At 64.3% G+C, this 25,587-nt stretch carries 22 protein-coding genes; 7 read left to right on the top strand and 15 right to left on the bottom strand.

Features of this window, described 5'->3' with window-relative positions:
• The coding region (locus MKI88_RS05980; RefSeq protein WP_281063713.1) for an acyl-CoA carboxylase subunit beta at positions 1-973 on the bottom strand (973 nt) is incomplete at its 3' end.
• Between the two features lie 211 nt (positions 974-1,184).
• Between MKI88_RS05980 and MKI88_RS05985 the strand changes: the two genes are divergently transcribed.
• Positions 1,185-2,579, top strand: a complete 1,395-nt coding sequence (locus MKI88_RS05985; RefSeq protein ID WP_241630051.1) for a short-chain fatty acyl-CoA regulator family protein — start codon at positions 1,185-1,187, stop codon at positions 2,577-2,579.
• Between the two features lie 55 nt (positions 2,580-2,634).
• Here MKI88_RS05985 and glk read toward each other — a convergent pair whose 3' ends face one another.
• Positions 2,635-3,609, bottom strand: a complete 975-nt coding sequence (gene glk / locus MKI88_RS05990) for a glucokinase (protein ID WP_241630052.1) — start codon at positions 3,607-3,609, stop codon at positions 2,635-2,637.
• Between the two features lie 209 nt (positions 3,610-3,818).
• Between glk and MKI88_RS05995 the strand changes: the two genes are divergently transcribed.
• Complete coding sequence (locus tag MKI88_RS05995) at positions 3,819-5,102, top strand: sugar MFS transporter (protein WP_241630053.1); 1,284 nt, start codon at positions 3,819-3,821, stop codon at positions 5,100-5,102.
• Here MKI88_RS05995 and MKI88_RS06000 read toward each other — a convergent pair.
• Both MKI88_RS06000 and MKI88_RS06005 read right to left on the bottom strand, forming a co-directional pair.
• Positions 5,099-5,347: a hypothetical protein gene (locus tag MKI88_RS06000; protein WP_241630054.1), complete on the bottom strand. Its 249-nt coding sequence runs from the start codon at positions 5,345-5,347 to the stop codon at positions 5,099-5,101. The two genes, MKI88_RS05995 and MKI88_RS06000, sit on opposite strands and share 4 nt — an antisense overlap.
• Before the next feature lies 1 nt (position 5,348).
• A complete protein-coding gene (locus tag MKI88_RS06005; protein ID WP_241630055.1) occupies positions 5,349-6,425 on the bottom strand; it encodes a Glu/Leu/Phe/Val dehydrogenase dimerization domain-containing protein in 1,077 nt (358 codons plus the stop codon).
• A 119-nt stretch (positions 6,426-6,544) separates the two neighbouring features.
• On the opposite strand from MKI88_RS06005, the gene MKI88_RS06010 reads away from it, so the two are divergent.
• Positions 6,545-7,000: an Lrp/AsnC family transcriptional regulator gene (locus MKI88_RS06010; protein ID WP_241630056.1), complete on the top strand. Its 456-nt coding sequence runs from the start codon at positions 6,545-6,547 to the stop codon at positions 6,998-7,000.
• 4 nt (positions 7,001-7,004) lie between these two features.
• Here MKI88_RS06010 and MKI88_RS06015 read toward each other — a convergent pair whose 3' ends face one another.
• Positions 7,005-8,174 carry an MFS transporter gene (locus MKI88_RS06015; protein ID WP_241630057.1) on the bottom strand — a complete coding sequence of 390 codons (1,170 nt, stop codon included), beginning with the start codon at positions 8,172-8,174 and terminating at the stop codon, positions 7,005-7,007.
• Between the two features lie 99 nt (positions 8,175-8,273).
• Here MKI88_RS06015 and MKI88_RS06020 point away from each other — a divergent pair, with 99 nt between their 5' ends.
• Entirely contained in the window at positions 8,274-9,212 is a 939-nt protein-coding gene (locus MKI88_RS06020; RefSeq protein ID WP_241630058.1) for a LysR family transcriptional regulator, read from the top strand.
• Here the strand turns inward: MKI88_RS06020 and bla are convergent.
• Positions 9,184-10,113, bottom strand: coding sequence for a class A beta-lactamase (bla, locus tag MKI88_RS06025; protein WP_241630059.1), 930 nt, complete (start codon positions 10,111-10,113; stop codon positions 9,184-9,186). The two genes, MKI88_RS06020 and bla, sit on opposite strands and share 29 nt — an antisense overlap.
• 96 nt (positions 10,114-10,209) lie before the next feature.
• Here bla and MKI88_RS06030 point away from each other — a divergent pair, with 96 nt between their 5' ends.
• The gene (locus MKI88_RS06030; RefSeq protein ID WP_241630060.1) at positions 10,210-11,082 is read left to right on the top strand and encodes a LysR family transcriptional regulator; all 873 of its coding nucleotides are present in this window, start codon (positions 10,210-10,212) and stop codon (positions 11,080-11,082) included.
• A 2-nt stretch (positions 11,083-11,084) separates the two neighbouring features.
• Here the strand turns inward: MKI88_RS06030 and MKI88_RS06035 are convergent, their stop codons facing one another.
• The 7 genes from MKI88_RS06035 to MKI88_RS06065 form a co-directional block, all read right to left on the bottom strand.
• Positions 11,085-11,735: a glutathione S-transferase family protein gene (locus tag MKI88_RS06035; protein ID WP_241630061.1), complete on the bottom strand. Its 651-nt coding sequence runs from the start codon at positions 11,733-11,735 to the stop codon at positions 11,085-11,087.
• A 233-nt stretch (positions 11,736-11,968) separates the two neighbouring features.
• Positions 11,969-13,144, bottom strand: coding sequence for a BamA/TamA family outer membrane protein (locus tag MKI88_RS06040; RefSeq protein ID WP_241630062.1), 1,176 nt, complete (start codon positions 13,142-13,144; stop codon positions 11,969-11,971).
• A gap of 110 nt (positions 13,145-13,254) precedes the next feature.
• Entirely contained in the window at positions 13,255-14,583 is a 1,329-nt protein-coding gene (locus MKI88_RS06045; RefSeq protein WP_241630063.1) for a DcaP family trimeric outer membrane transporter, read from the bottom strand.
• Positions 14,584-14,829: 246 nt separating this feature from the next.
• Positions 14,830-15,684: a pyruvate formate-lyase-activating protein gene (gene pflA / locus MKI88_RS06050; RefSeq protein WP_241630064.1), complete on the bottom strand. Its 855-nt coding sequence runs from the start codon at positions 15,682-15,684 to the stop codon at positions 14,830-14,832.
• Complete coding sequence (gene pflB / locus MKI88_RS06055; RefSeq protein WP_407073307.1) at positions 15,674-17,932, bottom strand: formate C-acetyltransferase; 2,259 nt, start codon at positions 17,930-17,932, stop codon at positions 15,674-15,676. Before pflB ends, pflA begins: the two co-directional genes overlap by 11 nt.
• Positions 17,933-17,993: 61 nt before the next feature.
• Positions 17,994-19,274 carry an MFS transporter gene (locus MKI88_RS06060; RefSeq protein WP_241630065.1) on the bottom strand — a complete coding sequence of 427 codons (1,281 nt, stop codon included), beginning with the start codon at positions 19,272-19,274 and terminating at the stop codon, positions 17,994-17,996.
• Between the two features lie 9 nt (positions 19,275-19,283).
• Positions 19,284-20,870: an L-serine ammonia-lyase gene (locus tag MKI88_RS06065; RefSeq protein WP_241630066.1), complete on the bottom strand. Its 1,587-nt coding sequence runs from the start codon at positions 20,868-20,870 to the stop codon at positions 19,284-19,286.
• Positions 20,871-21,535: 665 nt separating this feature from the next.
• Between MKI88_RS06065 and MKI88_RS06070 the strand changes: the two genes are divergently transcribed.
• Together MKI88_RS06070 and MKI88_RS06075 are read left to right on the top strand one after the other, a co-directional pair.
• Entirely contained in the window at positions 21,536-22,459 is a 924-nt protein-coding gene (locus MKI88_RS06070) for a hypothetical protein (protein WP_241630067.1), read from the top strand.
• A 1-nt stretch (position 22,460) separates the two neighbouring features.
• Positions 22,461-23,231 carry a metallophosphoesterase family protein gene (locus MKI88_RS06075; protein WP_241630068.1) on the top strand — a complete coding sequence of 257 codons (771 nt, stop codon included), beginning with the start codon at positions 22,461-22,463 and terminating at the stop codon, positions 23,229-23,231.
• A 24-nt stretch (positions 23,232-23,255) separates the two neighbouring features.
• Here MKI88_RS06075 and MKI88_RS06080 read toward each other — a convergent pair whose 3' ends face one another.
• Both MKI88_RS06080 and MKI88_RS06085 read right to left on the bottom strand, forming a co-directional pair.
• On the bottom strand, positions 23,256-24,434 hold the full coding sequence (locus tag MKI88_RS06080; RefSeq protein WP_241630069.1) for an acetate/propionate family kinase: 1,179 nt from the start codon (positions 24,432-24,434) through the stop codon (positions 23,256-23,258).
• Between the two features lie 38 nt (positions 24,435-24,472).
• Entirely contained in the window at positions 24,473-25,438 is a 966-nt protein-coding gene (locus MKI88_RS06085) for a phosphate acetyltransferase (protein ID WP_281063715.1), read from the bottom strand.
• Positions 25,439-25,587 lie beyond the last annotated feature (149 nt).

The raw sequence follows: 25,587 nt of genomic DNA on the forward strand, positions 1-25,587 counted from the left end.
GGTTGGCGACGATGCCGACGGTGCGCCCCTCGATCCGGCCAAAGCCGATGATGATATTGCCGGCATGCGCGGGCTGGAGCTCGAAGAAATCGCCTTCGTCGACGGTCTTCCGGATGAGCTCGTGCATGTCATAGGGCTGGTTCGCGTTCGCGGGGATCAGCGTGTCGAGGCTTTCCTCAATACGATCATAGGGATCGGCGGTCGGGCGCTCGGGCACTTCCTCGCGGTTGGACAGCGGCAGATAATCGATGAAGGTCCGCGCCGCCCACAGCGCCTCGATATCATTCTCGAACGCCACGTCGGCAACGCCCGATTTGGTCGTATGCGTCACCGCCCCGCCGAGTTCCTCTTGTGTGACCACTTCGTTGGTAACGGTCTTCACCACATCGGGGCCGGTGACGAACATGTAGGATGAGTCCTTCACCATGAAGATGAAGTCGGTCATCGCGGGCGAATAGACCGCGCCGCCCGCGCAGGGCCCCATGATGAGGCTGAGCTGCGGCACGACGCCGCTGGCGAGCACGTTGCGCTGGAACACTTCGGCATAGCCGCCGAGCGAGGCCACGCCCTCCTGGATGCGCGCGCCCCCCGAGTCATTGAGCCCGATCACGGGCGCGCCGACCTTGAGCGCGGTGTCCATGATCTTGCAGATCTTCTGCGCATGGCGCTCCGAAAGCGAGCCGCCGAAAACGGTGAAGTCCTGCGAAAAGACATAGACGAGGCGGCCGTTGATCGTGCCCGATCCTGTGACGACGCCGTCGCCCGGGATCACCTGCTCGGGCATGCCGAAATCGACGCAGTTGTGCTCGACATACATGTCGACTTCCTCGAAGCTGCCCTCGTCGAGCAGCACGTCGATGCGCTCGCGCGCGGTCAGCTTGCCCTTGGCATGCTGCGCCGCGATCCGCTTTTCACCGCCGCCGAGCCGCGCCGCCGAGCGCTTCGCTTCGAGTTTTTCGACATTTGCCTGCATGAGTCCCTCGATCCTTAACGAACCTGCCCCTTTTCAGGCTTTGCCTGGCGACGCAAATGTGAATTTGCGAAGTTGCGAAAGGTGATTTTGCAAAGTATGGTTCGCGCCCATCCCCCGTCATTCCAGCGGAGCTGGAATCCTGGCACACGGAATGTGCCGGGCGGGGCGGTGTTCATGGATTCCGGCTTTCGCTGGAATGACGGAGTGGTGGATGCGCAAGAGACTCTTCGCGGGCGAACGCCTGCGCGCGCTTCGCCAGCGCTCGGGGCTGGGACAGGCGGCGATGGCGACGCGGCTGGGCATTTCGGTCAGCTATCTCAGCCAGCTGGAGAATGACGACCGGCCGATGACCTCGGCGGTGCTTGCCGCGCTCGGCCGGCACTACCCGCGCGATCTCGATGCGTTCGAGGGTGACGAACCCGCGCGCCGCTTCGCCGCGACACGCACCGCGCTCGACGATCCGCTCTTCGCCGACGCGCCGATCGCGGCCGACATGCTCGCGCGCCTCGTCGAACAGCAGCCGCATTTCGCGGATCGCTTCATCGCGCTCCACACGGCCTATCGCCGCGCCGAGGAACGGCTGCAGATGGTCGAGGAAACCATGTCGAGCGGGGTTGCGGGCGACACGCGGCTTCCCTGGGAGGAGGTTCGCGACTGGTTTCACGAAGCGGGCAATTATGTCGACCTGCTCGACCGCCGCGCGGAGGCGCTGGCCGAAGCGATCGGCCCGGGCGAGCCCGCGATGATCGGTCGGCTGCGTACCGCGCATGGCATCGGAATCGACGCGGTTCCCGACGCAATGAGCGCGCCGCTCCGCGCGCTTGACCGCCGCACGCGCCGCCTCAGCCTTTCGCCGGCGCTGCCGCCGGAAAGCCGGCGTTTCATGCTCGCGCACCAGCTCGTCGCCTTCGAGATGGAGGAGGAGATCGCGGCGATCGCCGACAACGCCGCGCTGCGTTCGGCCGAGGCGCGCCGCCTGCTCGCGATCGGGCTCGCCAACTATGCCGCGGGTGCGCTGCTCATGCCCTATGAGCGCTTTCGCGCTGCCGCGCGGTCGCTGCGCCACGATATCGACCGTCTGGGCCAGCAATTCAGCGTCAGCTTCGAACAGGCGTGCCACCGGCTCTCGACGCTTCAGCGCCAGGGCGCGCGGGGCATCCCCTTCTTTTTCTGCCGCGTCGATATGGCGGGCAACATCACCAAACGCCACTCGGCCACGCGCCTCCAGTTCGCGCGCTTCGGCGGGGCGTGCCCGTTATGGATCGTGCACGAGGCGGTCGCGATCCCCGACCGCATCCTCGTCCAGCTCGCCGAGACGCCCGATGGCCTGCGCTATGTGCAGATGGCCAAGGGGCTGGTAAAGCCGAGCGGCAGCTATGCCCGCACCCCGCGCCGTTACGCGGTAGCGCTTGGCTGCGAGGTCCAGCACGCGGGGGACTTCATTTACGCTGACGGCCTCGATGTTGCGGGGGGCGCGACCCCCATCGGCATCTCGTGTCGCCTGTGCCCCCGCACCGATTGCGACCAGCGCGCCTTTCCTCCGGCGGACCGTGCCATCCGCATCGACCCCGACCGCCGCGACGTCGTGCCGTACCGGGTGACGTAGCGGGGAGGGGGCAGCAAGCTGGCCGCTGACCGCGCCCGCGCCGCAAAAGCCGCGTTTATGAAGGGTGGGCGCCAATCGCCCAGGCGGCGGCGGCACCGTAGAGGCCGGGCTCAGGGTGCGTGATCTGCTTGACCGGGATCGCTGCCATCATCGACTCGAAGCGACCCTTGGCGCGGAAGCGTTCGGCAAAGCCTGAACGGTGGATCGTATCGGCAATTCTGAGGCCAAGCCCGCCCGCGATCACGACACCCTGCGCGCCCTGCGCCAGCGCGAAGTCGCCCGCTGCCGCGCCCAGGCACTGGCAGAAACGGTCGAGCGCGGCGCTGGCGAGGCTGTCGGTGCCCGCGAGTGCGGTGGTCCACAGCGTCTTGTCGTCGGGCACATGAACCGCCTTGCCCTCGATCTCGGCGAGCGCCTCATAGATATTGACCAGGCCCGGGCCCGAGACGATGCGTTCCACCGACACGCGGCGATAGCGCTTGCGCAACCGATCGAGGATCGCGTCCTCGATCCGGTCGAGCGGCGCGAAGTCGATGTGCCCGCCCTCGGTCTCGCTCACGAAATAATGGCCGTCGCGGCGCAGCACCTGCGCGACGCCAAGCCCCGTCCCGGGACCCACAACCGATATGACACCGTTATCAGGCAGCGAGACTTCGGGGCCGCTGAGGTGGCGGAAATGCTCGGACCCCATCTGCGCGACGGCATGACCCACCGCGCCGAAATCGTTGACCAAAGCATAGCTCGATACGCCCAGCCGTTCGCCGATCAGCGACGGGCGAATGATCCACGGATTGTTGGTGAGCTTGATGACCTCGCCACCTACAGGGCTCGCCACCGCGATGCCCGCCTTGTCGGGAAGCGGGCGGCCGACTTCGGCGGCGAAATGCTCCCAGGCGAGTTGCAGGCTTGGATGCTCGGCGGTCTTGAGCGTGACGGGTTCGCTCAGATGGAGGACACGTCCTCCGTCAACCTCGGCGAGTGCGAAACGGGCATGCGTGCCCCCAATATCTACGGCAACGATCTCGGTCATGGCGTGCTCATGTATGGCAATTGCGCGAAAGGCAATGGTGCATCAAACGCATCATCGTTTCGTGCGAGGGGGGATATTGGGTGCGATGCCATCGGGATGCCGCGACCGACATCCCTCTTGCAAATTGTCGCATCTTGCCGTCATTACTGCGCACGACTGCCCCCGGCGCTGGTGGTCTGGTTTCCGATAAGAACGAGAGGATCGAAGATATGGCCCTGGCCTCGACGGCAGATAAGACAACGCTATCATATACAGATGCCCCCGCGGACCTGCGCTGGTTCGTCTTTGCGCTGTTCTTCATCTTCGGCGGAATCACCAGCCTCAACGACATCCTGATTCCCAAGCTGAAGCACCTGTTCGAGCTGAGCCATACCGAGGCGATGCTGATCCAGTTCGCCTTCTTCATCGCCTATCTGCTGATCTCCATCCCCGGCGCGATGCTGGTGAAACGGCTGGGCTATATGCGCGCCGCGTCGTTCGGTTTGCTGACGATGACCGTGGGCTGCCTGATCTTCATTCCCGCATCCTGGTCGGGGCTGTTCGTGCCCTTCCTGCTCGCGCTGTTCGTGCTCGCGGCGGGGATCACGATCGTTCAGGTCGTCGCCAATCCGCTGATTTCGGTGCTCGGCAAGCCCGAGACCGCGCATAGCCGGCTGACCTTCGCGCAGGCATTCAACTCGCTCGGCACCACCGTATTCCCGTTTGTCGGGGCACGGCTGATCCTCGGCTCGCTCGAAAAGGTCGACGAAAGTGCGCTCGACGCCGCCGGGCTCGCGGCGTACCGTGCGCAGGAAAGCCAGGTGATCACCAACACCTATATCGGACTTGCGATCGCGCTCGTGATTGTCGCGCTCGCCGTCTGGACGCGTCGCAAGCGCATGCCCGAAATGCCGCAGGAACCGATGCGGCTCTTCCAGTCGTTCGACCTGCTCAAGCAGCCCCGCGTCGCCTTTGGCGCGCTCGGCATCTTCCTCTATGTCGGCGCCGAGGTCGCGATCGGCAGCCTCATCGTCGCCTATCTCGTCCAGCCGCATGTGCTGGCGCTGCCCGAGCGCAGCGCGGGCGAACTGGTCGCCTTCTACTGGGGCGGCGCGATGGTCGGCCGCTTCATCGGATCCTGGCTGTTGCAGCGCTTCGCACCGGGGCTGGTGCTCGCCTGCGCCGCGCTCGGTGCCTGTGCGCTGCTCGCGATTTCGGGACTCTCGACGGGCACCGTCGCGGGCTGGGCGCTGCTGGCGGTCGGTCTGATGAACTCGATCATGTTCCCGACGATCTTCTCGCTGGCGTGCGAGGGGCTGGGCGAACGCGCGCCCGATGGCTCGGGACTGATGAGCACCGCGATCGTCGGTGGCGCGATCGTCCCGCTGCTGACGGGCGTCATCGCCGATGGTGCGACGCTCGCGCTCGCGCTCGCCATGCCTGCGGCCTGCTATCTCGGAATCGCGCTGTTCGCGCGCTACTGCCTGCGCAACCCGGTGCTGCCGCTCGGTTAGGTCGAGAAGGCGAGCGAGACGTTCTCGACGAGGCACGATGCGCGCATCTTTTCCGCGATGATGTGCGCATTGGCGAGCGGCAGATGGTGCTGCGTGATCTCGACCGCGAGACCGTCATCGTCGGCCTGCATCGCGACTGATGCGGGAACGAGCCCGAGCTGCGCGAAATAGTTGAGCAGCCGGGGCACGGTTTGCGGATCGGATGCGGCGCGGATCGCGAAATGCGCGCGCGATGCGGGTGTCATCTCACGCAGCCTTTACAAGGTCTGCGTGCTTGGCGCCCGCCGCATTCGCGATGATATGCCGCGCCATCCGGTCTGCCACGATATTCGTCGGCAGTTTCTCGCGCACCGCGCGTTCGAAGAGCGCGCGCATCCGCGGCCCTATCGCGCGCACGCGACCTTCGACCTCGCCCGCGGTCTCGCCCAGATATTCGGCGGCGACGTTGATGATGCCACCCGCATTGGCGACATAGTCCGGGGCGTAGAGAATGTCGCGCGCGTGGAGCAGTGCGCCATCCTCGGCGGTCGCGAGCTGGTTGTTGGCCGCGCCCGCGATCACCGAGGCGCGCAGCCGCGGGATGCTGTTGCGATCGAGCACCGCGCCGAGCGCGCAGGGCGCGAAGACTTCGGCATCGGCCTCAAGGATCGAGGCCGCGGGAAAGACGCGTGCACCCGTTTCGGCCGCAAGCGCCTGCGCACGGCGTTCATCGGCATCGGCGACCATCAGCCGGGCGCCCTCGGCCGCGAGCATGCGGCAGAGATGGCCGCCGACATTGCCCGCGCCCTGAACCGCGACCGCGACATCGGCCAGATCCTTGCCGAGCCGCGCCTGCACCGCGACGCGCATCGCCTCGAGCACGCCGAGCGCGGTCCAGGGTGAGGGATCGCCGCCGGCCATGCCATCGACGGCGTGGAGCCCGGCGACGTGGTTGGTGCGCGTACGGACGCGTTCCATGTCGGTCACGGCGGTGCCGACATCCTCGGCCGTGACATACGCGCCGCCGAGTGCTTCGACGGCTTCGGCGAAGCGCTCGAACAACGCCGCGCGATCGAAATCGCCGTCAGGGCACTGGAGCACTGCCTTGCCACCACCAAAGGGAAGGCCCGCCATCGCGTTCTTGTAGCTCATCCCGCGCGCCAGCCGGATCGCGTCGATCGTCAGCGCCTCGCGATTGTCATAGTTCCATAGCCGGCATCCGCCCGCAGCGGGGCCGAGCACGGTCGAATGGAGCACAATCGCACCAATGAACGCGCCCTTTGCATCCTCGATCAGATGGATCTCTTCGGGGGGCGTGTCGCCGATGGGATGAAACTGGGTCATTCTATGCTCCTTCAGGGGAAGGATTATCACGAGGCCGCCCGAAAGAAATTTCTAAATCTGCGAGAAATATGCGATATGGGAATTATAAATTCATGGAATTTGAGATTACGGGATAAAAAATGCTCGATTCGTCCGATCGCAAGATTCTCACCATCATGCAGCGCGACGCGACGCTGTCGACCGCGGAGATCGCCGAGCGCGTCGGCATGTCGCAATCGCCGTGCTGGCGGCGCATTCAGCGGTTGCGCGAGGGGGGCTATATCCGCGGCGAGGTCGCGCTGCTCGATCGCAGCAAGGTCGGGCTCAACGCGCAGATCTTCGCGCAGGTGAAGCTCTCCGCACACGGCCGCACGCACCTCGACGAATTCTCGGCGGCAATCCGCGGCTTTCCCGAGGTACTCGAATGCTTCGTGCTGATGGGGCCGGTCGACTTCCTGCTGCGCATCGTCGCCGAGGACATCAACGCCTATGAGCGCTTCTTCTTCGAGAAACTTTCGCGCGTGCCCGGCGTGCAGGAGGTCAATTCGGTGGTCGCGCTGTCCGAGATAAAGGCGACCACCGAACTTCCACTGTAACGCCTCAGACCCGCAGCGCCACCGGCGCGCGCCGGTCGAGCCGCGCGCTCCAGAGCGCGATGGCAAGCCCGCCCAGCGTGATCGCGGCGGCGACCCAGGTGACGGCACCGAGGCCGGGGCCGCGATCGATGGTGACGCCCCCCGCCCAGGCGCCGAGCGCATTGCCGAGGTTGAAGGCGGCGATGTTGAGGCTGGAAGCAAGCCCTTGGCCCGCGCCGCCCGCCTGTTCGAGCACGCGCATCTGCAAGGGCGCGACCGTGGCGAAGGCGGCGATGCCGAGCAGCCCGGTGAAGACGATCGCGGCGACCTGGCCGTGGATCGCGAAGCTCATCAGCCCGAGCACGCCGGCGAGCGCTGCGAGCGTCACGATCACCGCGGGCATAAGCCGCTTGTCGGCGAAGCGGCCGCCGAGCAGGTTGCCGATTGCGAGCCCGCCGCCGAAGACGAGCAGAATCGGCGAGACCGCGGCTTCCGAAAAGCCCGTGATGCGGGTGAGGATCGGCTGGATATAGGTAAACACCGCAAACACGCCCGCAAAGCCGAGCACGGTCATGGCGAGGCCGAGCAGCACCTGCGGGCGCGCGAGTACCGCGAACTCTTCGCTCAGCGGTGCTGCTTCGTGACGCTCATCCGCGCTCGGCACGAACACCGCCAGGATCAGCGTGGCGACGATGCCGATGGCGGCCACAACCCAGAAGGTCGCGCGCCAGCCCGCGGCGAGACCGAGCCACGCGCCAAAGGGCACGCCGAGCAAGGTTGCCGCGGTAAGGCCGGTGAACATGATCGCGATCGCCGAAGCACGGCGGTCGGGCGCGACGAGACTGGTCGCGACGACCGAGCCGACGCCGAAGAACGTGCCGTGAGCGAGCGAGGTCAGCACGCGCGCCGCCATTAGCGTGGCATAGTCGGGCGCGACCGCGCACGCGATATTGCCCGCGGTGAAGATCAGCATCAGTGCGATCAGCACGGTCTTGCGCGGGAGGCTGCGCGTGGCGATCGTCAGCAGCGGCGCGCCGACGAAGACGCCGAGCGCATAGCCCGAGATGAGCAGCCCCGCAGCGGAGATCGAGACGCCGAGATCGGCGGATATCTGGAGCAACAGCCCCATGATGACGAATTCGGTGGTGCCGATGCCAAAGGCTCCGGCGGTGAGGGCATAGACGGCAATGGGCATGGCGTTTCCCCTGAAGCGCGATTCAGCCGGAGACATAGCGCGCGCACCGATGATGAATTAGAAGGCGCAAAGGCACATCATCTGTGAGGTGAATTCATCATGAGCAGGCAGGACACCAATCGCTCGGGCGAGATGGAAGTCTTTGCGCGCGTCGTCGAGGAGGCTGGCTTTTCGGCGGCGGCGCGAACGCTCGGCATGACCCCCTCGGCGGTGAGCAAACTCGTCGCGCGGCTGGAGGCGCGACTGGGAATACGGCTGGTCAATCGTTCGACGCGACAGCTCCGCCTGACCGCTGAAGGGGCGGCCTTCTACGACCGCGCGGTACAGGTGCTCGCCGATATCGACGAGGCCGAGCGCGAGGCGTCGGCGGGAAGCGTGCCGCGCGGACGCGTTCGCGTGAATTCGAGCCTGCCCTTCGGTTATGCCTATCTGCTCCCGCTCGTGCCGCGCTTCACCGCACTGCATTCCGAAGTGACGCTCGATATCTCGCTGACCGATCAGGTGATCGACCTGTTCGAGGAGCGCACCGATGTGGCCATCCGGGTGGGGCCGCTGCGCTCGTCGCAGCTCATCGCGCGCAAGCTCTGCGAAAGCGGCACGGCGGTGGTCGCCGCGCCCGACTATCTGGCGCGATGTGGCGTGCCGAAGACGCCCGACGATCTCGATGGGCACAACCGCATCGGTTTCAACTTCACGCGCAGCTTCGAAGGCTGGCCTTTCCTGATAGACGGCGCAGTGCGCACCGTGCCCGCCTGCGGCAACGTGCTGGTGGGCGATGGCGAATCCTCACACCGGCTTGCGCTCGCGGGTGCCGGGATCGCGCGTCACGGGCGCTTCCACGTGCAGGACGATATCGATGCCGGCCGGCTCGTCCCCATCCTTGAGGACTATAATCCAGGCGACCGCGAGGACGTTTATGCGGTCTATGTCGGCCAGCCGGGGCAACTTCCCGCACGCGTCCGCGTCTTCCTCGATTTTCTGGTCGAGCAGATCCGCTTCGGCACCCGTTTCACCGATCCGCTCGCGCTTGTGAGCTGATCGCCGTGACAAGCGCGCGGGCGACCTCGGCATGGACGGCGCTGTTGATCTCAAAGGACTTCGGGCTGCCCGTCAGATAGCTCGCGACCAGGATCGGCGCGCGTCCCGCGGGCCAGAGGATGCCGATATCGTTGACGGTGCCGCGTTCGCCCGCACCGGTCTTGTCGCCGACACTCCAGTCGGCGGGCACGCCCGCGCGCAGCCGTGCATCGCCGGTCGTGTTGGCAACGAGCCAGCCGATCAGCAGATCGCGCGAGGCGGGGGTGAGGGGCGAGCGAACCAGCAGCCGGTGAAGATTGCCGAGCATCGCCAGCGGGGTGGTCGTGTCGCGCAGGTCGCCGGGCATCGCCTCGTTGAGCCAGGGTTCGATACGGTCGATCCGCGTGTGCCGATCGCCAAGGCTGCGCGCAAAGGCGTTGAAAGCCTTGAGTCCACCAAGCGCGGTCAGCAACAGATTGGCCGCGGTATTGTCGCTGGTCGTCATCGTCGCCGCACAGAGTTCGGAGACGGTCATGCCGGGCCCACCGGCATGATCCTTGGTCACGGGCGAGTGCGCCACCAGATCCGAGGTGGCGAAGGCGATGCGCCGGTCGAGGCGTTCCTGCCCATTGTCGCAGCGCGCGAGCATCGCCGCAGACAATAGAAATTTGAAGGTGCTGCACATCGGGAACCGCTCGTCGCCACGCCATGCGAAGCGCGCGCCACGCGCAGTGTCGAGGATCGCGACGCCAAGCCGGCCGCCATTGTCGGCCTCGATTTCGGTGATCCGATTGCGAAAGGCGCTATCACCAAAAATGCCACTATTGCTGTTGCCTGCCGCCATGGCTCCGGTTGCGCGAAGCGCCATGAGCGCAATCGCACTCCCACCGAGATGCTGGATTGCCCGTCGTCTGTCGATCATGCCCGTATCTCCCTTTCCGGCGAGAATGCCGGCTTGGCATCGGCGGCACAAACGACGATAAATCGGCTCTGACCATAATAAATTTTGGGTATTGTCGTGGACAAGCCGCATCTTCCGCTCAATGCGCTGCGTGCCTTCGAGGCTTCGGCGCGCCATCTGAGCTTCACGCGCGCCGCGCTGGAACTGTGCGTGACACAGGCGGCCGTCAGCCATCATGTGAAGCGGCTCGAGGAGCGACTGGGCACTGCGCTGTTCCGGCGGCTACCGCGCGGGCTGGCGCTGACCGATGAGGGTGCGGCGCTCGTCCCCGTGGTCGCGGATTCGTTCGCGCGGATCGGCGACATGCTCGACCGCTTCGCAGACGGGCGCTTCCGCGAGGTGCTGACGCTGGGCGTGGTCGGCACTTTCGCGGTGGGGTGGCTGATGCCACGCTTGGCGGGTTTCCGCGAGGCGCACCCCGAAATCGACCTGCGGCTGATGACGAACAACAACCGCGTCGACCTGGCGGGGGAGGGGCTGGATTTCGCGATCCGCTTCGGCGACGGCGCGTGGCACGGCACCGAGGCGGACAGGCTGTTCGACACGCCCTTCGCACCGCTGTGCAGTCCGGGTCTTGCGGCACGGATCGCGACCCCCGCCGATCTGGCGCGCGAGACGCTGCTCAGATCCTATCGCGCCGACGAATGGACGGACTGGTTTGCGGCGGCGGGGATTCCCGCGCCGACGATCCGTGGTCCGGTGTTCGATTCCTCACTGACCATGGCGCTGGCGGCGGAGGCGGGTGCAGGAGTTGCGCTGCTTCCCGTCGAGATGTTCGTCCGCCAGCTCGGCGAAGGCAGCCTCGCACGCCCGCTCGACATCGAGGCGGTGACGGGCGGCTACTGGCTCACGCGGCTCAAGACGCGCGCCTCAAGCCCTGCGATGCTGCAGTTTCGTGACTGGCTGCTCGTCCAGGCCGCGTCCGGCTGAGATCAGTCGGGAAAATTGCGCGCGATGACGGGGGCGATCGCGGGGTGCGCCGCCGCGCGATCGGCAATCGCGACGAGCCCGGGTGCGTGAGCTTCGAACCAGGGCCGGTTGGGGCGCCAGCGGATCATGATCGCGACATAGATGTCGAGCACGCTCATCGTCGCGCCCAGCACCCATGGCGCCCGCGCTTCGCCTTCGAACCACCGCCAGAGCCGCTTGCGATAGTCGATCACGGTGTCGCGCAGCGTGTCCGCGTCGCCCGGCGCCCAGCGCTCGGGATAATCGGCATAGGTGAAGGTCGCGTAGACATTGGTCACGAGCCAGACGAGATAGCGCAGAAATCGCGCGCGTTCGGGCGATCCGGGCGGCGGCGCGAGGCCGCTTTCGGGAAAGCGTTCGGACAGCCAGAGCGCGATCGCCGCGCTTTCGGTCATCACGCCGCCATCCTCGCACACGAGCACCGGGATCTGCGCCAGCGGGTTGAGCGCGAGGATCGTGTCGCGCATCGGGCCCGGCGTGTCGAACCCCTCGACATCCACGAAGTCGAATTCGACGCCCGCGACGGCGAGCATCGCCTCAACCAGCGTCGATCCCCAGCCGGGGGCGCCATAGAGCGTCGGGCGCGGCAAGGCGGATATGGTTGCGGATGGCATGGCGCCTTGCTGCCATAACCTGTGGCGCGTGCCAACGCCCGGCGGACAAAAGGGGCCAGGCCCGTCAAAGGGACGGCAGGCCTGGCCCTCCGGCGCGGACGATTCGCCGGCTGGGTCACATGCCGGGTCGACCGTCGCCTGCTCCCGCTTTGGTTACGGGCGCCGCGATCGTGCACCGAGGGCGTCAAGCCCGCGCCAGCAAAGCGTCAAACGATCGTCAAAAGATCATCAATTCAGAAAGCTTCGCCGATCCCGAGATAGACGCCATGCGCGTCCTTTCCGACCGCGAGGTCGAGGCGGAGCTGCACGTCATTGTCCTTGAAGGGCCGGTAGCGCACGCCAATCCCGGCCGCGGGGAGCAGGTTCCCATGGTCGAGAAGGTCGCCAAGCTGAGGTGCGATGCCACCCACGCCGACAAAGGCGACGCCGCCCCAGCGCTTTGCGATGTGATGGCGCAGCTCGCCCTGCACCGCCCAGCTCGCGCCATCGCGATAGCGGCCGCTGGGATAGCCGCGCAGCACGCCATTCGAGCCGAACAGGCACAGGTCGTAATAGGGCACGTCGCCGTTCGCGGAGCAAAGCGCAGCGTTGGTGGCCAAAATGGTCTCGGCGCCGACGGGGAAGTAGGCGCTGCCGTTCAGCTGGAGCTTGTCATGATCATAGCTGTCGCCCAGCGCCGTGAGCCCGAAGATCCACGAGGCGTTGAGATTGAGGCCGCGACGCGGCTGGTCGTGATTGTCGCGCGTATCATATGCGACGATCGGCCCTGCCATGGACAATGTGCTGTGCAACTGGTCGGCGGGCGGGGGAGGGGTGGACGAAACGGCATCCGCCTCGGGCCTGGCATCGTTGGAGACAAGCCGATAGCGGATGCCGACATAGCCATGGCGGAAGGCGCGCATCTGCGCCCTGACCTGAAGACTGAGCTTCTTGTTGACGAGGTCGAGCGCGTCGCCGCGATCGCCATCTTCTTCGCCGATCCCGTAGAAATTCTCGCGCGCGTCGAAATAGGAGGCCGTCGCGCTGACGCGGAATCGATCGTCGGCGGACGACATCTTATGGAATAGCCCGATCCCCTTGGAGCCGCGCGATGTCCACACGATCCCGCCGCCGGAGACCCATTGATGCGGGCTGTTATTGGGATTGTAGAAAGCGACGACGCCCCCCGCGATGCCCGCGCCCGTCGTCGGGCTGGAAAAGGGCACCGGCGCGAACAACAGGTCGGTCTTCTTTTTCTCCTTCTTTTCCGGCGGTGGCGTTTCGGTTGCTTCAGGCGTGGCGGGCGTCGCCGCCGCAGCTTGTGCGGCCTCGTCCGCTGGACCCATCTGCGCGCGGGCGGGCAGGGCGATAGCGGCCAGTGTCAGGGCGGCCGATGCTATCAGCGTGGAATGCCGAGCAGGATGCTGCACCGTGTTCCTCCGCACCGTCCATTGGGACGCACTCACCGTCTATCAGGCGGGCGCTCGCCAGGGCATCGGGACAAATCCTGAGGCGTGATCGGGGCTGGCAAGCCGGCCTGCTATTTTCCCATAATATCCTTGCTCGAGAAGCTGACCTTGAAGGTAAACTGGACGCGAAAATCCTTGCCCTTCGTGCCGTCCAGGTTCTTGCGTTCGCCCCATAGCAGTTCCGCGCCGGTCAGAACGCGCTTGATCGGAGACCAGAGCAGGTTGCCGCTGGCATATTGCGCCTTGTTGAACGTGTCGGGGGTCTGGAAATTGGTGTTGTCGACATCGACGATGCTGTAGCCGACCGAAGATGTCAGCTGGCTCGTCCAGTTGAAGTCCACATAGGCCGAGACGCCGAGCAGTGGCACCGGCGTCGCCTCGAGAACCAGGAAATCCTGTATGGGAGGCGGGGGAAAGATGGGCGGGACCGGGACCGGCAGGGCCGACGGCGCAAGGTCCATGCCGCCATCGTTCATGTAGGTCGCGATGCCTTCGCCATAGACGACGCCCGCGCGAATCGTGGCCGTCTTGCCAAAGTTGAACGAGCCCGTTGCATTGACGCCCCATCCGGTCTCGTCGCCCTTGGGCCTCAAATCCGGCTGACCCGGCGTCTCATAGCCGATCTGGCGCAGAATGCCGCTCAGGCGCACATGGCCCCAGTCGCCACCGTAACGAATTGCGGCGGTGAAGTCGGGCAATTCGTCCTTGCCTCGAATGCTGCTGCCAAGGCTCTCGTCGATGATGCGGATATTGCCCGTGTCGATGTCGTCGAGAGCATGCTCAAGCGCCACCGCCGCGGAAAAGCCGTTCTTGTCGACAAAGGTCACGCGCAATTGCGGCGTGCGCAGGAACACCATGCCGTTCGGTCCCCAATAGTCGACGACGTTCGGAAAAATGTCCCCGTCCATGAACAGCGAGTTGGTCTGTCCGGCCAGTACCGGGCCCCAACGGCCATAGGCGTGGCGCAGACGGACGGCAGTCTCGCCCGCGTCGTCCTTCACGCCGAAAAAGTCGATCTCAAGTTTGGCTTCCCAGCTATTGCCGCCAGCTTCGCCGCTGCCCTTCACCCCGAGCCGCGACTGCTTGACCGAGAATGACGTCTCGCCATCCGAGCCGAACTGCCCCTCCGGGGTGGCGATGCGCGAGGGACGAAAAGCGTCGACCCAGTCCGGGTTCATCCGTCCGTCGATGTCGGCGATGAGGTCAATCTGCGCAAAACCGTAGACTTCAAAATCTGTCTTCGTTTCCTCGGCGTCCTGCGCGAATGCAGGCGCCGATATCGACAATGCCAGCGCGCTCAGAACAAATCCCGTTGTGCGTTTTCCGCCTGAGCGCGCACCTCGCGATACGGCGCTATGTTGCGCGCGAAAGGTTGAGGCGATCGCTTGAAATGTGGCCATCACTTGCCTCCCTTTTCTTTCGAAGCGCAATTGTTGCGTTGAATTGCGCCCAGTGATCAGCAGATCGTGCAAGCAAGAAATATGTCCGCTAATATTGGCGACTAAGCCTTACGCGACAGCATATTTTACAGGGCGAATGGCGATCAATCGGGCAAACCCTGAACCTTGGTAAAATAAACCCCGAGACAACAAATTAGGTGATCCGGAACAGTTGGTTCGAAGCCGGATTTCTTATCCAGCCCGCAACTAGTCGGCCTTCAATCCCGCCGCGCGAAATATCTCCACGGCTCGCGATACCTCCGATTTCGATGGGGGCTCGGTCGTCGACAATGTGTATTCGATCCCGAGCTTGTCCCATTTGTATCGGCCCATCTGGTGGAAGGGGAGGATTTCGGCGCGTTCGACGACGCCAAGCGAGGCAGCGAAGGCCGCTATCTGCTCCATTTCTTCGACAACGTCGGTAAGGCCCGGCACGAGGACATAGCGAAACCACATCGGCCGCCTGAGCGCGGCAAGCCGGCGGCAGAAATCGAAGACCGCTGCATTGTCCATTCCGGTCACATGCCGGTGCTGGTCGAGGCTGAAGGCCTTTATGTCGAGGATGACAAGATCGATATCGTCGAGTTCTGCATCCGACAGCTTGCTGCCATAAATGCCGTTGGTCTCGATAGCGGTGTGAATGCCGAGGTTCTTGGCCGCGCGAAAGAGTTTCGCGGCGAAGCGGTGCTGCATCAGCGGCTCCCCCCCTGAGAGGGTGAAGCCGCCTTTCATCGCCTTCAGGCCCCTCTCATATTTTCGCAGTTCTTCGGTCGCGCGCGCGATCGTCACTGGGATTCCGTTCGAAAGCGTCCAGGTGTCCGGATTGTGGCAATATCTGCAGCGGAACATGCACGCCGTCGTCCATGCGACCAGCCGTATCCCCGGACCATCGACCGCCGAGCCGGTGGTGAAGGAGTGCAGGAAACCAACATCGCCCGTTGCCAGCGCGGAGCGGACATCGGTTTCGGGAACGCCCTTGCCAAGATCGACCCTGAGTTCGAAGGGGCTCGCCGCCTCCAGGGGCGTGGCGTTCGCTTCAAGGCCGGTGGTTTCACTCACCATGGAAGGTCCGGTTGATGACGTCCATCTGCTGGTCGCGGGTGAGCCGGATGAAGTTGACCGCGTAGCCCGAAACCCGGATCGTCAGGTTGGGATATTTTTCCGGGTGATCCATCGCATCGAGCAGCGCGTCGCGATTGAGGACGTTCACGTTCATGTGATAGCCGGTCGAACCGAAAAAGGCGTCGAGGATCGCGGTCAGATTGGTGATGCGATCGTCCTCGGTATTGCCAAGCCCGGTGGGGACGAGCGTCGACGTCAGCGAAATTCCATCGGCCGCGTCGCGATAGGGAATCTTGGCGACCGAGGCCCCCGATGCGTGGATGCCGTGGGTGTCGCGGCCGTGCATCGGATTGGCGCCGGGGGCGAATGGCTCGCCCTTGCGGCGGCCGTCGGGCGTGTTTCCCGTCGCCTTGCCATAGACCACGTTCGACGTGATGGTGAGCACCGACTGGGTGTGCAGCGCGTTGCGGTAGGTCGGATATTTGCGCAGCTTCTGCATGAAGGTGGTGACCAGCCAGGAGGCGAGGTGGTCGACCCGGTTGTCGTTGTTGCCGAAGAGCGGAAAATCCCCCTCGGTCTCGTAATCGACGATGAGGCCGGTCTCGTCGCGGATGACCTTCACCTTGGCATGCTTGATCGCCGAAAGACTGTCCGCGACGACCGACATGCCGGCGATGCCGAACGCCATCGTCCTGAGCGGCGCATAATCGTGAAGCGCCATCTCGATCCGCTCATAGGCATATTTGTCGTGCATATAGTGGATGACGTTCATGGCGCTGACATAGACGCCCGCGAGCCAGTCCATGATGCGCTGGTATTTGTCGAGCACGTCGTCGAAATCGAGATAATCGCCGGTTACGGGCTCGAACTCGGGTGCGACCTGCTTGCCCGAAACTTCGTCCCGCCCGCCGTTGATCGCGTAGAGCAGAGCCTTGGCGAGATTGGCGCGCGCGCCGAAGAACTGCATCTGCTTGCCCATCAGCATGGGCGAGACGCAGCAGGCGATCGCCCCGTCGTCGCCCCAGGCCCGCCGCATGATCTCGTCGCTTTCGAACTGGATCGAACTCGTGTCGATTGCCACCTTGGCCGAGAAGCGGCGGAAGGGCTCCGGGAGCTGCGGTGTGTACCAGATGGTGAGATTGGGCTCGGGCGCCGGCCCGATATTGTAGAGCGTCTGAAGATAGCGGAAGCTGGTCTTGGTCACCAGCGGGCGGCCATCGTCGCCCATGCCGGCGATGGATTCGGTGACCCAGGTAGGGTCGCCGGCAAACAGGTCGTCATATTCGGGCGTGCGCAGGAACCGGACGATGCGGAGCTTGATGACGAAATCGTCGACCATCTCCTGCGCCTGTTCTTCGGTGATGAGGCCGGCGGCAAGGTCGCGTTCGAAATAGATGTCGAGGAAGGTCGATGTCCGGCCGAGCGACATGGCCGCGCCATTCTGTTCCTTCACGCCCGCCAGATATCCGAAATAGAGCCATTGCACGGCTTCCCTGGCGCTCACCGCGGGCGTCGAGATGTCGAAGCCATATTTGGCGGCCATCTCCTTGAGTTCGCCGAGCGCGCGGATCTGCTCGGACAGTTCCTCGCGGTCGCGGATGATGTCGTCGGTGGACCATGCATCGTCGAGCGCGTCCTTCTCCTGCTTCTTGCGCTCGATCAGCCGGTCGACGCCGTACAGAGCGACGCGGCGATAGTCGCCGATGATGCGGCCGCGGCCATAGGCGTCCGGCAGCCCGGTCAGGATGTGCGAGCTGCGGCACCGGCGGATGTCGGCGGTATAGGCGTCGAAGACCGCGTCATTGTGCGTCTTGCGGTATTTGGTGAAGGTTTCGACCACCGCCGGATCGGGTGTGTAGCCATATGTCTCCAGCGCAGTCTGAACCAGGCGGAATCCGCCATTGGGCATGATCGCGCGCTTGAGCGGCGCATCGGTCTGCAGGCCGACAATGACCTCATTGTCCTTGTCGATATAGCCGGCGTCATGTGCGGTGATCGAACTGGGGATTTGCGAAACATCGAGAACGCTCTTCTTGCGCTCTTCGACGAACAGCGCCTGAAGCTTTGCCCATATGGCCCTGGTGCGATCGGTCGCACCCGCAAGGAACGCCTCGTCGTCATAATAGGGGGTGACATTCTGCTGGATGAAGTCGCGGACGTCGATGTCCTTGACCCAAAGCCCCGAGCGAAACGCGGCCCGGACTCCACCTTCGGCGGCTGTGGGCGCTTCCATGACTTGATCCGACATCTTGTCCTCCAGTTCAGGCTCGGACGCGTCCCGGGGTCAGCCCGGGGCCCGTCCCGATACGTCAGGTCGCGGGCGCGGCGACCGGCCGCGATGCAGTCCCCGTTTCGCGCAGAAACAGCGTCAGGATGATCGCGAGGCCGACCCCGTAGATGAGCGGCTCGAACGCGACCTGATAATCACCGAGTTCGCGTTCTCCGCCGCCGCTCGCCCTCATGAGCAGGCCGCCGAATACCGGCCCGAGCAGCGCGGACAGGGAGAAATTGATGAAGTTGACGACGCCCGTCGCGGTGCCGCTATATTCGGGCCGATTGGCTTCCTTGATCACGGTATAGGGGATCATCGCCGCCCCCGAGGCGATGCCGGTAAAAAGACCGAGCAGATAGGGCGGAAGCAGCCCCGGCGGCCCGTAGAGTATCAGGACGAGGCAGATGAGAAGACCGCTCGCGCCCGCGATGATGACCGGTTTGCGCCGGCCGATCCGGTCGGACACCGCGCCCATCAACGGGCAGCCGATGATCCAGCCGAAGGGGACCGCGGCCGAGCGCATCACAGCGCTTGTGTAGGGCATGTCATGCGCTTCCTGCAGGAAGCGCACGCCCCAGACCATGTCGAAAATCGTTGTCGGGATGAACATGAGCCCCGCGATCAGCCCGCACAGTATCGACTGCGGGTTGGTGGCGACCGAACCGAATGCGACCCCCACATCCTTGAGCCAGCCGCCATGCGCGTGCGCCTGTGGCGCCGCTGGCGCGGGCTCGCGCCGGGGAATGAGCGCGAGCAGAAGCGCTGCGATCAGCAGGCCCGCAACACCCATCACAAGCCAGAAATGATCCCACTGGACACCCGACGCAATGGCGGGACCGACCAGGAACTGGCCCGCCGACCCGCCCGCCATCCCGAACATCTGGGTTACGCCGATCAGCGTCGCAACACGTGACGCGGGGAAATTGGTCGTGACGATATAGGTGGCGCCAATGAGCGCAAAGACGCCGCCCGCGCCCTGCAGGAAGCGGCCAATGCTCGCTATCGTCGGGTCGCCGGTGGCGAACAGCAGCGCGCCCACGCCCACCGTGGCCGCCCCAAGCGGAACCGCGCTGCGCGGGCCGAGCTGATCCATCGCAACGCCCGCGACAAGACTGAACGGCGCGTAGCCAAAATAGAAAAGACCGACGAGGGAGGCGAGCCCGACCGCCGACACGCCAAAGGCATCGGTCAGCTCAGGCACCATCACCGCCGGAGCCGACCGCATCACATATTGGTAGAAATAATAGATGGCCGTGACCAGCCACGCGATGGTGATTGCGCGAAGTGCGCCTTTTCCGTCGCTGCTGGCCAGCGTCATCTATTTCACTCAGCAGAGCGTAACCGAGACGGCGAGACCGCCTTCGGACGTCTCCTTGTACTTCGAGTTCATCTCCTTGGCGGTGAGCGCCAGGGCCGTGACCACCGAGTCGAAATCGACGCGGCGGTTGATGGGGATTTCGTTCTTGGCGATCAGGTGCCCCGTCCATGCCTTGACCGCGCCGAAGGCGCAGCGCTCGATGCACGGTACCTGCACGAAGCCCGCGACCGGATCGCACGTCATGCCGAGATGGTGTTCGAGCGACGCCGAAGCCCCATTGGCGATGATGCGGTTTTCCATGCCATAGGCCTGGCCGATCAGCGCGGCCCCCATTGCCGACGCCACGCCGATTTCGGCCTGGCAACCGCCTTCCGCAGCCGACAGGGTGGCGTTGTGCTTGCACAGATAGCCGACGGCGAGCGCCGCCAGCAGGCCCTGGCGGAGCGCGTCCTCAGAGAGCTTGGCGCCCTCCGGCCCGAGCGAATAGACCACCGCCGGAAGAACCCCCGCCGACCCGCCGGTCGGCGCCGTGATGACAAGGTGGCCGCGCGCATTCTCTTCCGATCCGGCGAGCGCATAGGCGCTGACGATCCCGATCGCCTGGCGCGCCGTGCCTTCCTGCTTCTGCGCGTTCTGATAAACGTCATGCGCCTTGGTCTTGAGCTTGATCGGTCCCGGCAATGTCGATGTCGGGGCGGCCAGCCCCGTCTTCACCGTCGCGCGCATCGCCCCGATAATCTTGTCGAGAAACGCATAGACGTCGGCCTCGCTCTTGCCCGAGACCGCGACTTCGTTGGCCATCACCAACTGGGCGACGGTCAGCTTGTCGCGCTCGGCATGCGCGAGCAGCTCCGCCATCGTTGCATAGGGATATTTGGGAGCACCCTTCTTGGGGGGCTGATAGCCCTTCCATTCGATGAAGCCGCCGCCGACCGAGTAATATTCCTGTTCGAGCAGCACCTTGTCGCCCGCCATCACCTTGCAGGTCATGGTGTTGGGATGGTGGAAATCGCCCTTGGTGGCGTCGTAGATGATGTCGGCGAGCGAGACATTGATGGTCTTCGACCCGAGCTTGACCGGGAAGACCTGGCTTGGGTCCGCCGCCAGGCCATCGAGGAACGCCGGATCGACCGTCGCGGGCTCCTTGCCGACGAGCCCGGCGAGCGCGGCGCGCTCGGTTCCATGGCCCTTGCCGGTCGCGCTCAGGCTGCCGAACAGATTGACCTTGAGCGCGGTCGCCTGGCCGAGCTGGGCGGCCGGCAGCTTGATCGCGCGCTGATAGAAGTCATAGGTGATCCGCATCGGCCCGATCGTGTGCGATGAGGACGGACCAGGGCCGACCTTGTAGAATTCCTCCGCCGTGGTCATCACGGGACCCTTGGACTTCTTCACGACGTTGAGATTGGGGTCGAGCGGCGGATCCTTGGCGGGTGCCGCCTGCGCGAATGCCGCAATCGGACGGCCGGTAAGAACGGTGATCGCGCTAGCAAGTGCGCTCCGCATCATGAAGGCGCGCCGATCCGAACCTTCTGGTGGCTCCGTCAGATCGAGCTCAGGAAGCGCGATCGAACGCTCTTCTTCATCATAGACGTCCATGACGGAATGCTCCGGATTCGAGTCGGAAACGCCGAGATTACTTCATGTTTTTTCTATCGAGTTGCCCGTGGGATGCGTATCGGGGAAAGTACCGAGATACCGTCACAATAAACCCGTATAGTTCAGACCGCGGGCTTTCCCGTTGTCGAAACTATCTTTGAAGATCATATCTTTGGAGATTATTGCCGCAAAAATGTCATAACATTTTTCATGCGGCGGGTTCTTCCTGCCGTGCAGTCGTGTGTCTCGACTTCCACCGCGCGTGGACAATGTTGCGGCCTGGTGCCTGCGAGAGCCAAACGACCGGCCTCTGCACGACGCGGCACAATATCTCTGCCGCGTTGCCGATATGAAGCTCGAGGATGTCACCCCTACCAAGGGGTCATGTTCGACGATCTTCCCCCCGCCAATCCCAAAAGTAGCTGAATGCTCTCACGCCACAGCGTCGGCAGCGCCGGTGATTTGGTTGACCAGTCTCGTTCCACTTGTGTCCCCGAGCAAACCAACACTTCAGGCTTCGCAAATTCCTGATGCGAACCACGGGCAACTTCCTTTCACAGCGACCTCTGCTTTTCGGATAAACGTCCCCGACGTGCCGATGGTCCGCGGTGGCACATCCCGATTAACACTTTTGCCTGCGCAGGTCGAATTTCGGGGGGCGGGAAATGAAGCGCGCCGACTGCAGGACCATGGCGAAATTTGTGTTGAAGGTTGCCCGGGAACCAAAGGCAGTCAGCCTCGTTTGCGGTGGGCGGCAGGGGTGCCTGATTAATTTGAGTTGGGTAATTCCGATGCATTCTCATTCGGCTGGCAATGCCAGTCCGGCAGGCAAAACAGAATACGTCCCCGGACCAGCAATCGGAGCCATGCAGGTCTCGCATGACATGGAGACCATCTTCGGGGGGGCGGATCCTCTCCCGGATGGGGAGGCTTCAGTCGCAGCCGGGTCAACAATGCTTATTGTCTCGCGCTCCTCCGCCAATCGATTGGGAAAGAGGAGGACTCTGGCCCTCACAGGTGTCGCTATTGCAGGAGTGCTGGGGATTTCGATTATCCTCGCGCCGCGCGGCATTCCCGACCCTTCTCCAAGGCAAATCGTGACGCCTCCGTCGCAGGTGGATCTGGTCTCTCGCGGCCCGACCTTCGTCGAGTCAGCGGCCGCTCCCGCCGTGCCGTCGAGCAGGGTGAACGAAGCTGCCACCGAGACCTCCCCTGCCGTAAAATCCCCCACCAGACCGCGGTCGACGACCGATAATCCAAAGCGCAAGTCGACACAGCGTCTCGCCACGAAATCCGCGCCCAAGGCTCATCGCTCGCGTGCCAGTACGTCATGTAAACGGATGGGCGGCATGGAGCTTGCCAGGTGCATGCGGCCGCAAATCCTTGCTGCCGATCGGCAACTTCGCAATGCCTATAATGACGCTGTTCGCTCAGGCGTGGATCGGCGCACGCTGGTTGCGTATCACCGCCAATGGTCAAAGTTGCGCCGCCGGGCAAACTCGGACCCCCGCAGTGTCACGGCCGGCTATCGCCAGATGGCAGAACAGCTCGATGCCACACGAACCGGCGGGCGCGCAGGGGATATCTGAGATGGCGTCGGCGGCTGCTGTCCGGATGGCGGAACCAGACTGGCCCAGGGGCAAGGTCGACGGCCAGTTGATTTATGCCGTTGGCGACATCCATGGCTGCTACGACCAGCTCCGACGGCTCCTGACGCAGATCGCAAGCGATGCCGAAGCCTCTGCCAATGGCAGAACGACCACCATCATCTTCTTAGGGGACTATGTCGATCGCGGTCCTGCCTCGCGCCAGGTGCTTGACGCGCTGTGCTGGCTCAAGCGCCGGCGCCCGTTCCATCTGCAGTTTCTCAAGGGTAACCACGAGGAGGTGATGCTGGGCTATATAGCGACTCCAGTGCGGGCGAGGGAATGGCTGCGCTTCGGTGGTTCCGAAACCCTGCAGTCCTACGGCGTCACGCCGCCAGCGCCAGACGATCCTCCAGAAGCGCACCTCGCCGCGCGCGATGACCTTCTCGAACGTCTGCCCGTCGCCCATCTGCGCTTTCTTGAAGATCTGGAGCTCATGGTCGGCGTTGGTGACTTTGCATTCGTCCACGCCGGCATCAGACCGGGCGTGGCGCTGTCCAGGCAAGAGGAAGAAGACTTGCTTTGGATACGCGAAGAATTCATCGGAAGTGAGGAATCGCACGGTCGCATCATCGTTCATGGTCACACATGGGACAGCGACCGGCCGCAGGTACGACCACACCGCATCGGCATCGATACCGGTGCGTACGAAACCGGGGTTCTCTCGGCTCTGCGTATCGAGGATGACCACCTGAGCATCCTTGCGGCGCGTTGAACGATCCTGGTTTTTCCACGCGGTCTAGTGCGCACCCAGCAGCGAAGCTGCGTGCCGTGCGATCATGCGTTCTTCGTCGGTGCGAACGACCCATGCGGGTACGCGAGAAGAGGCGCTGCTGATCCGTCCCGTGCCCCCCGCGTTGCTCGCCTCGTCCAGTTCAAGGCCCAGCCAGCGACATCCCGCGACCACTTCAGCGCGGGTTTTCTTATCGTTCTCGCCGATACCCCCCGTGAAGACCAATGCGTCGAGGCCGCCGAGCGCGGCGGCAAGCGAGCCGATTTCGCGTATGATCCGATACACGAACAATGATACCGCCTCGGCGGCCGCGGGTTCGGAGGATTCCCGCAGCGTGCGCATGTCCGACGAGATGCCCGACACCCCGAGCAGGCCGGATTCGCGATAAACCAGCTTTTCAATGGCGCGGGCATCCATGCCGTGCGTGTCCATCAGGTAGATCAAAACGCCGGGATCGACCGCACCGCAACGCGTGCCCATCATCAGGCCGTCGACGGCCGTGAAGCCCATGGTTGACGCGACGCTGCGCCCCTCATGCACCGCGCAGAGGCTGGCACCATTGCCGAGATGGGCGATGATGACCCGGGACGCCGCGATGTCGGGCGCAATCTCCGTCAGCCGCGACGCGACATATTCATAGGACAGTCCGTGAAAGCCATAGCGACGCACGCCGGAGTCGGTGAGCTTGCGCGGCAGCGCGAACATCTGCGCCAGATGTGCCTGGTTTCGATGGAATGCGGTGTCGAAACAGGCGACCTGCGGCATTTGCGGAATGTGTTCCGCGATCGCCTTGATCGGCGCGAGATTGTGCGGCTGATGCAGCGGCGCCAGCGGTACCAGCTCATCAAGCGAGGCAATGACCTCCGCATTGATCCGGATCGGCTCGGCATATTGCATCCCGCCATGGACGACGCGGTGCCCGACCGCCGTCACTGGCCTGCCTGCGAGGAGTTCTCGGGCTTTTCCGATAATTTCGCGCGTTGCAGCCGCGTGGTCGAACCCCTCGTTCGGCCAGTTCTGCTCCGCGACGCGTTCGCCCGATGCATTCGATACGCGCAGACGCGGTTCCACGCCGATCTGCTCGATCTGCCCGCGAAACAGCACGGATTCGCCGGGGCCGTCGTCATAAAGCGCGAATTTGATGCTCGACGAGCCGGCGTTGAGAACTGCGATGCATCCGCTCATTGGTCAATGCCCTCGAACAGAATGAAGGAGGCCGTTCCTCAGACGATTGCGGAGTCCGCTTTCGCGCGGCGTGACGCGGCGACGAGCACTGCGACCGCACAGGAAGCGAGCCGCGTGAGCTGCGCATCCGCACGGCTGGTCAGGATGATCGGCACGCGCGCGCCGAGCACGATCCCCGCGGCATCGGCGCCGGCAAGGAAGGACAGGCTCTTTGCCAGCATGTTCCCGGCCTCGAGGTCGGGCACGATCAGCGCGTTGGCACGTCCGGCCACGGGGGAGGCGATTTTCTTGATCGCCGCAGCCTCGGGGCTGATCGCATTGTCGAGGGCGAGGGGACCGTCGAGCACGCCGCCGGTGATCTGCCCGCGATCGGCCATCTTGCACAGCGCCGCGGCTTCGATGGTCGAAGGCACCTTCGGATTGACGGTTTCCATCGCGCTCAGGATCGCCACGCGGACTTCCGAAATGCCCATCGCGTGGCCCAGGTCGATCGCGTTTTGCACGATGTGGATCTTGTCTTCCAGCGTGGGCGCAATGTTGACGGCTGCGTCGGAGATGATCAGCGCGCTCTCATAGCCCGGCACATCCATGATGAAGCTGTGGCTGATCCGGCGCGCGGTGCGCAGACCGGTTTCGCGCGCCACGACCGCGGCCATCAGCTCGTCGGTGTGCAGGCTGCCCTTCATCAGCGCGTCGGCGCGACCAGCCCGTACGAGTGCCACCGCCTTGGCGGCGGAATCGTGGCTATGCGCCGCATCGACGATTTCGAACGCACTGATGTCAAGATCGTTCGCTGCCGCAACCTCGCGAATCTTGCTCTCCGGTCCGACCAGGATGGGCGTAATCAGTTTGAGCCGTGCGGCCTCGACGGCGCTTTCCAGCGAAACTTCGTCGCAGGGATGGGCGATGGCGGTTGCCGTGGGAGGATGACGCTGGGCCGCTTCGACCAGGCGCTTGAATTTCTCGTGCCGGCTGCCGCTGGCTGCAACTTCTGTTTCAGACATGTGCGCCTTCCGCTTTTGATGGCCTCGCGGCCCGTGTGGGAACAGTGTCAGCGACGCGATGGATTCATCTGGCGGGCTTCGCATTCGCCCGCCGCCCGGTATCTCTCAGAGGTTGACCACGGCCTGAGGCCGAACTCGCTTGTTTGAGC

The sequence above is a fragment of the Sphingomonas sp. LaA6.9 genome (assembly GCF_022601895.1).
Classification (GTDB): domain Bacteria; phylum Pseudomonadota; class Alphaproteobacteria; order Sphingomonadales; family Sphingomonadaceae; genus Sphingobium_A.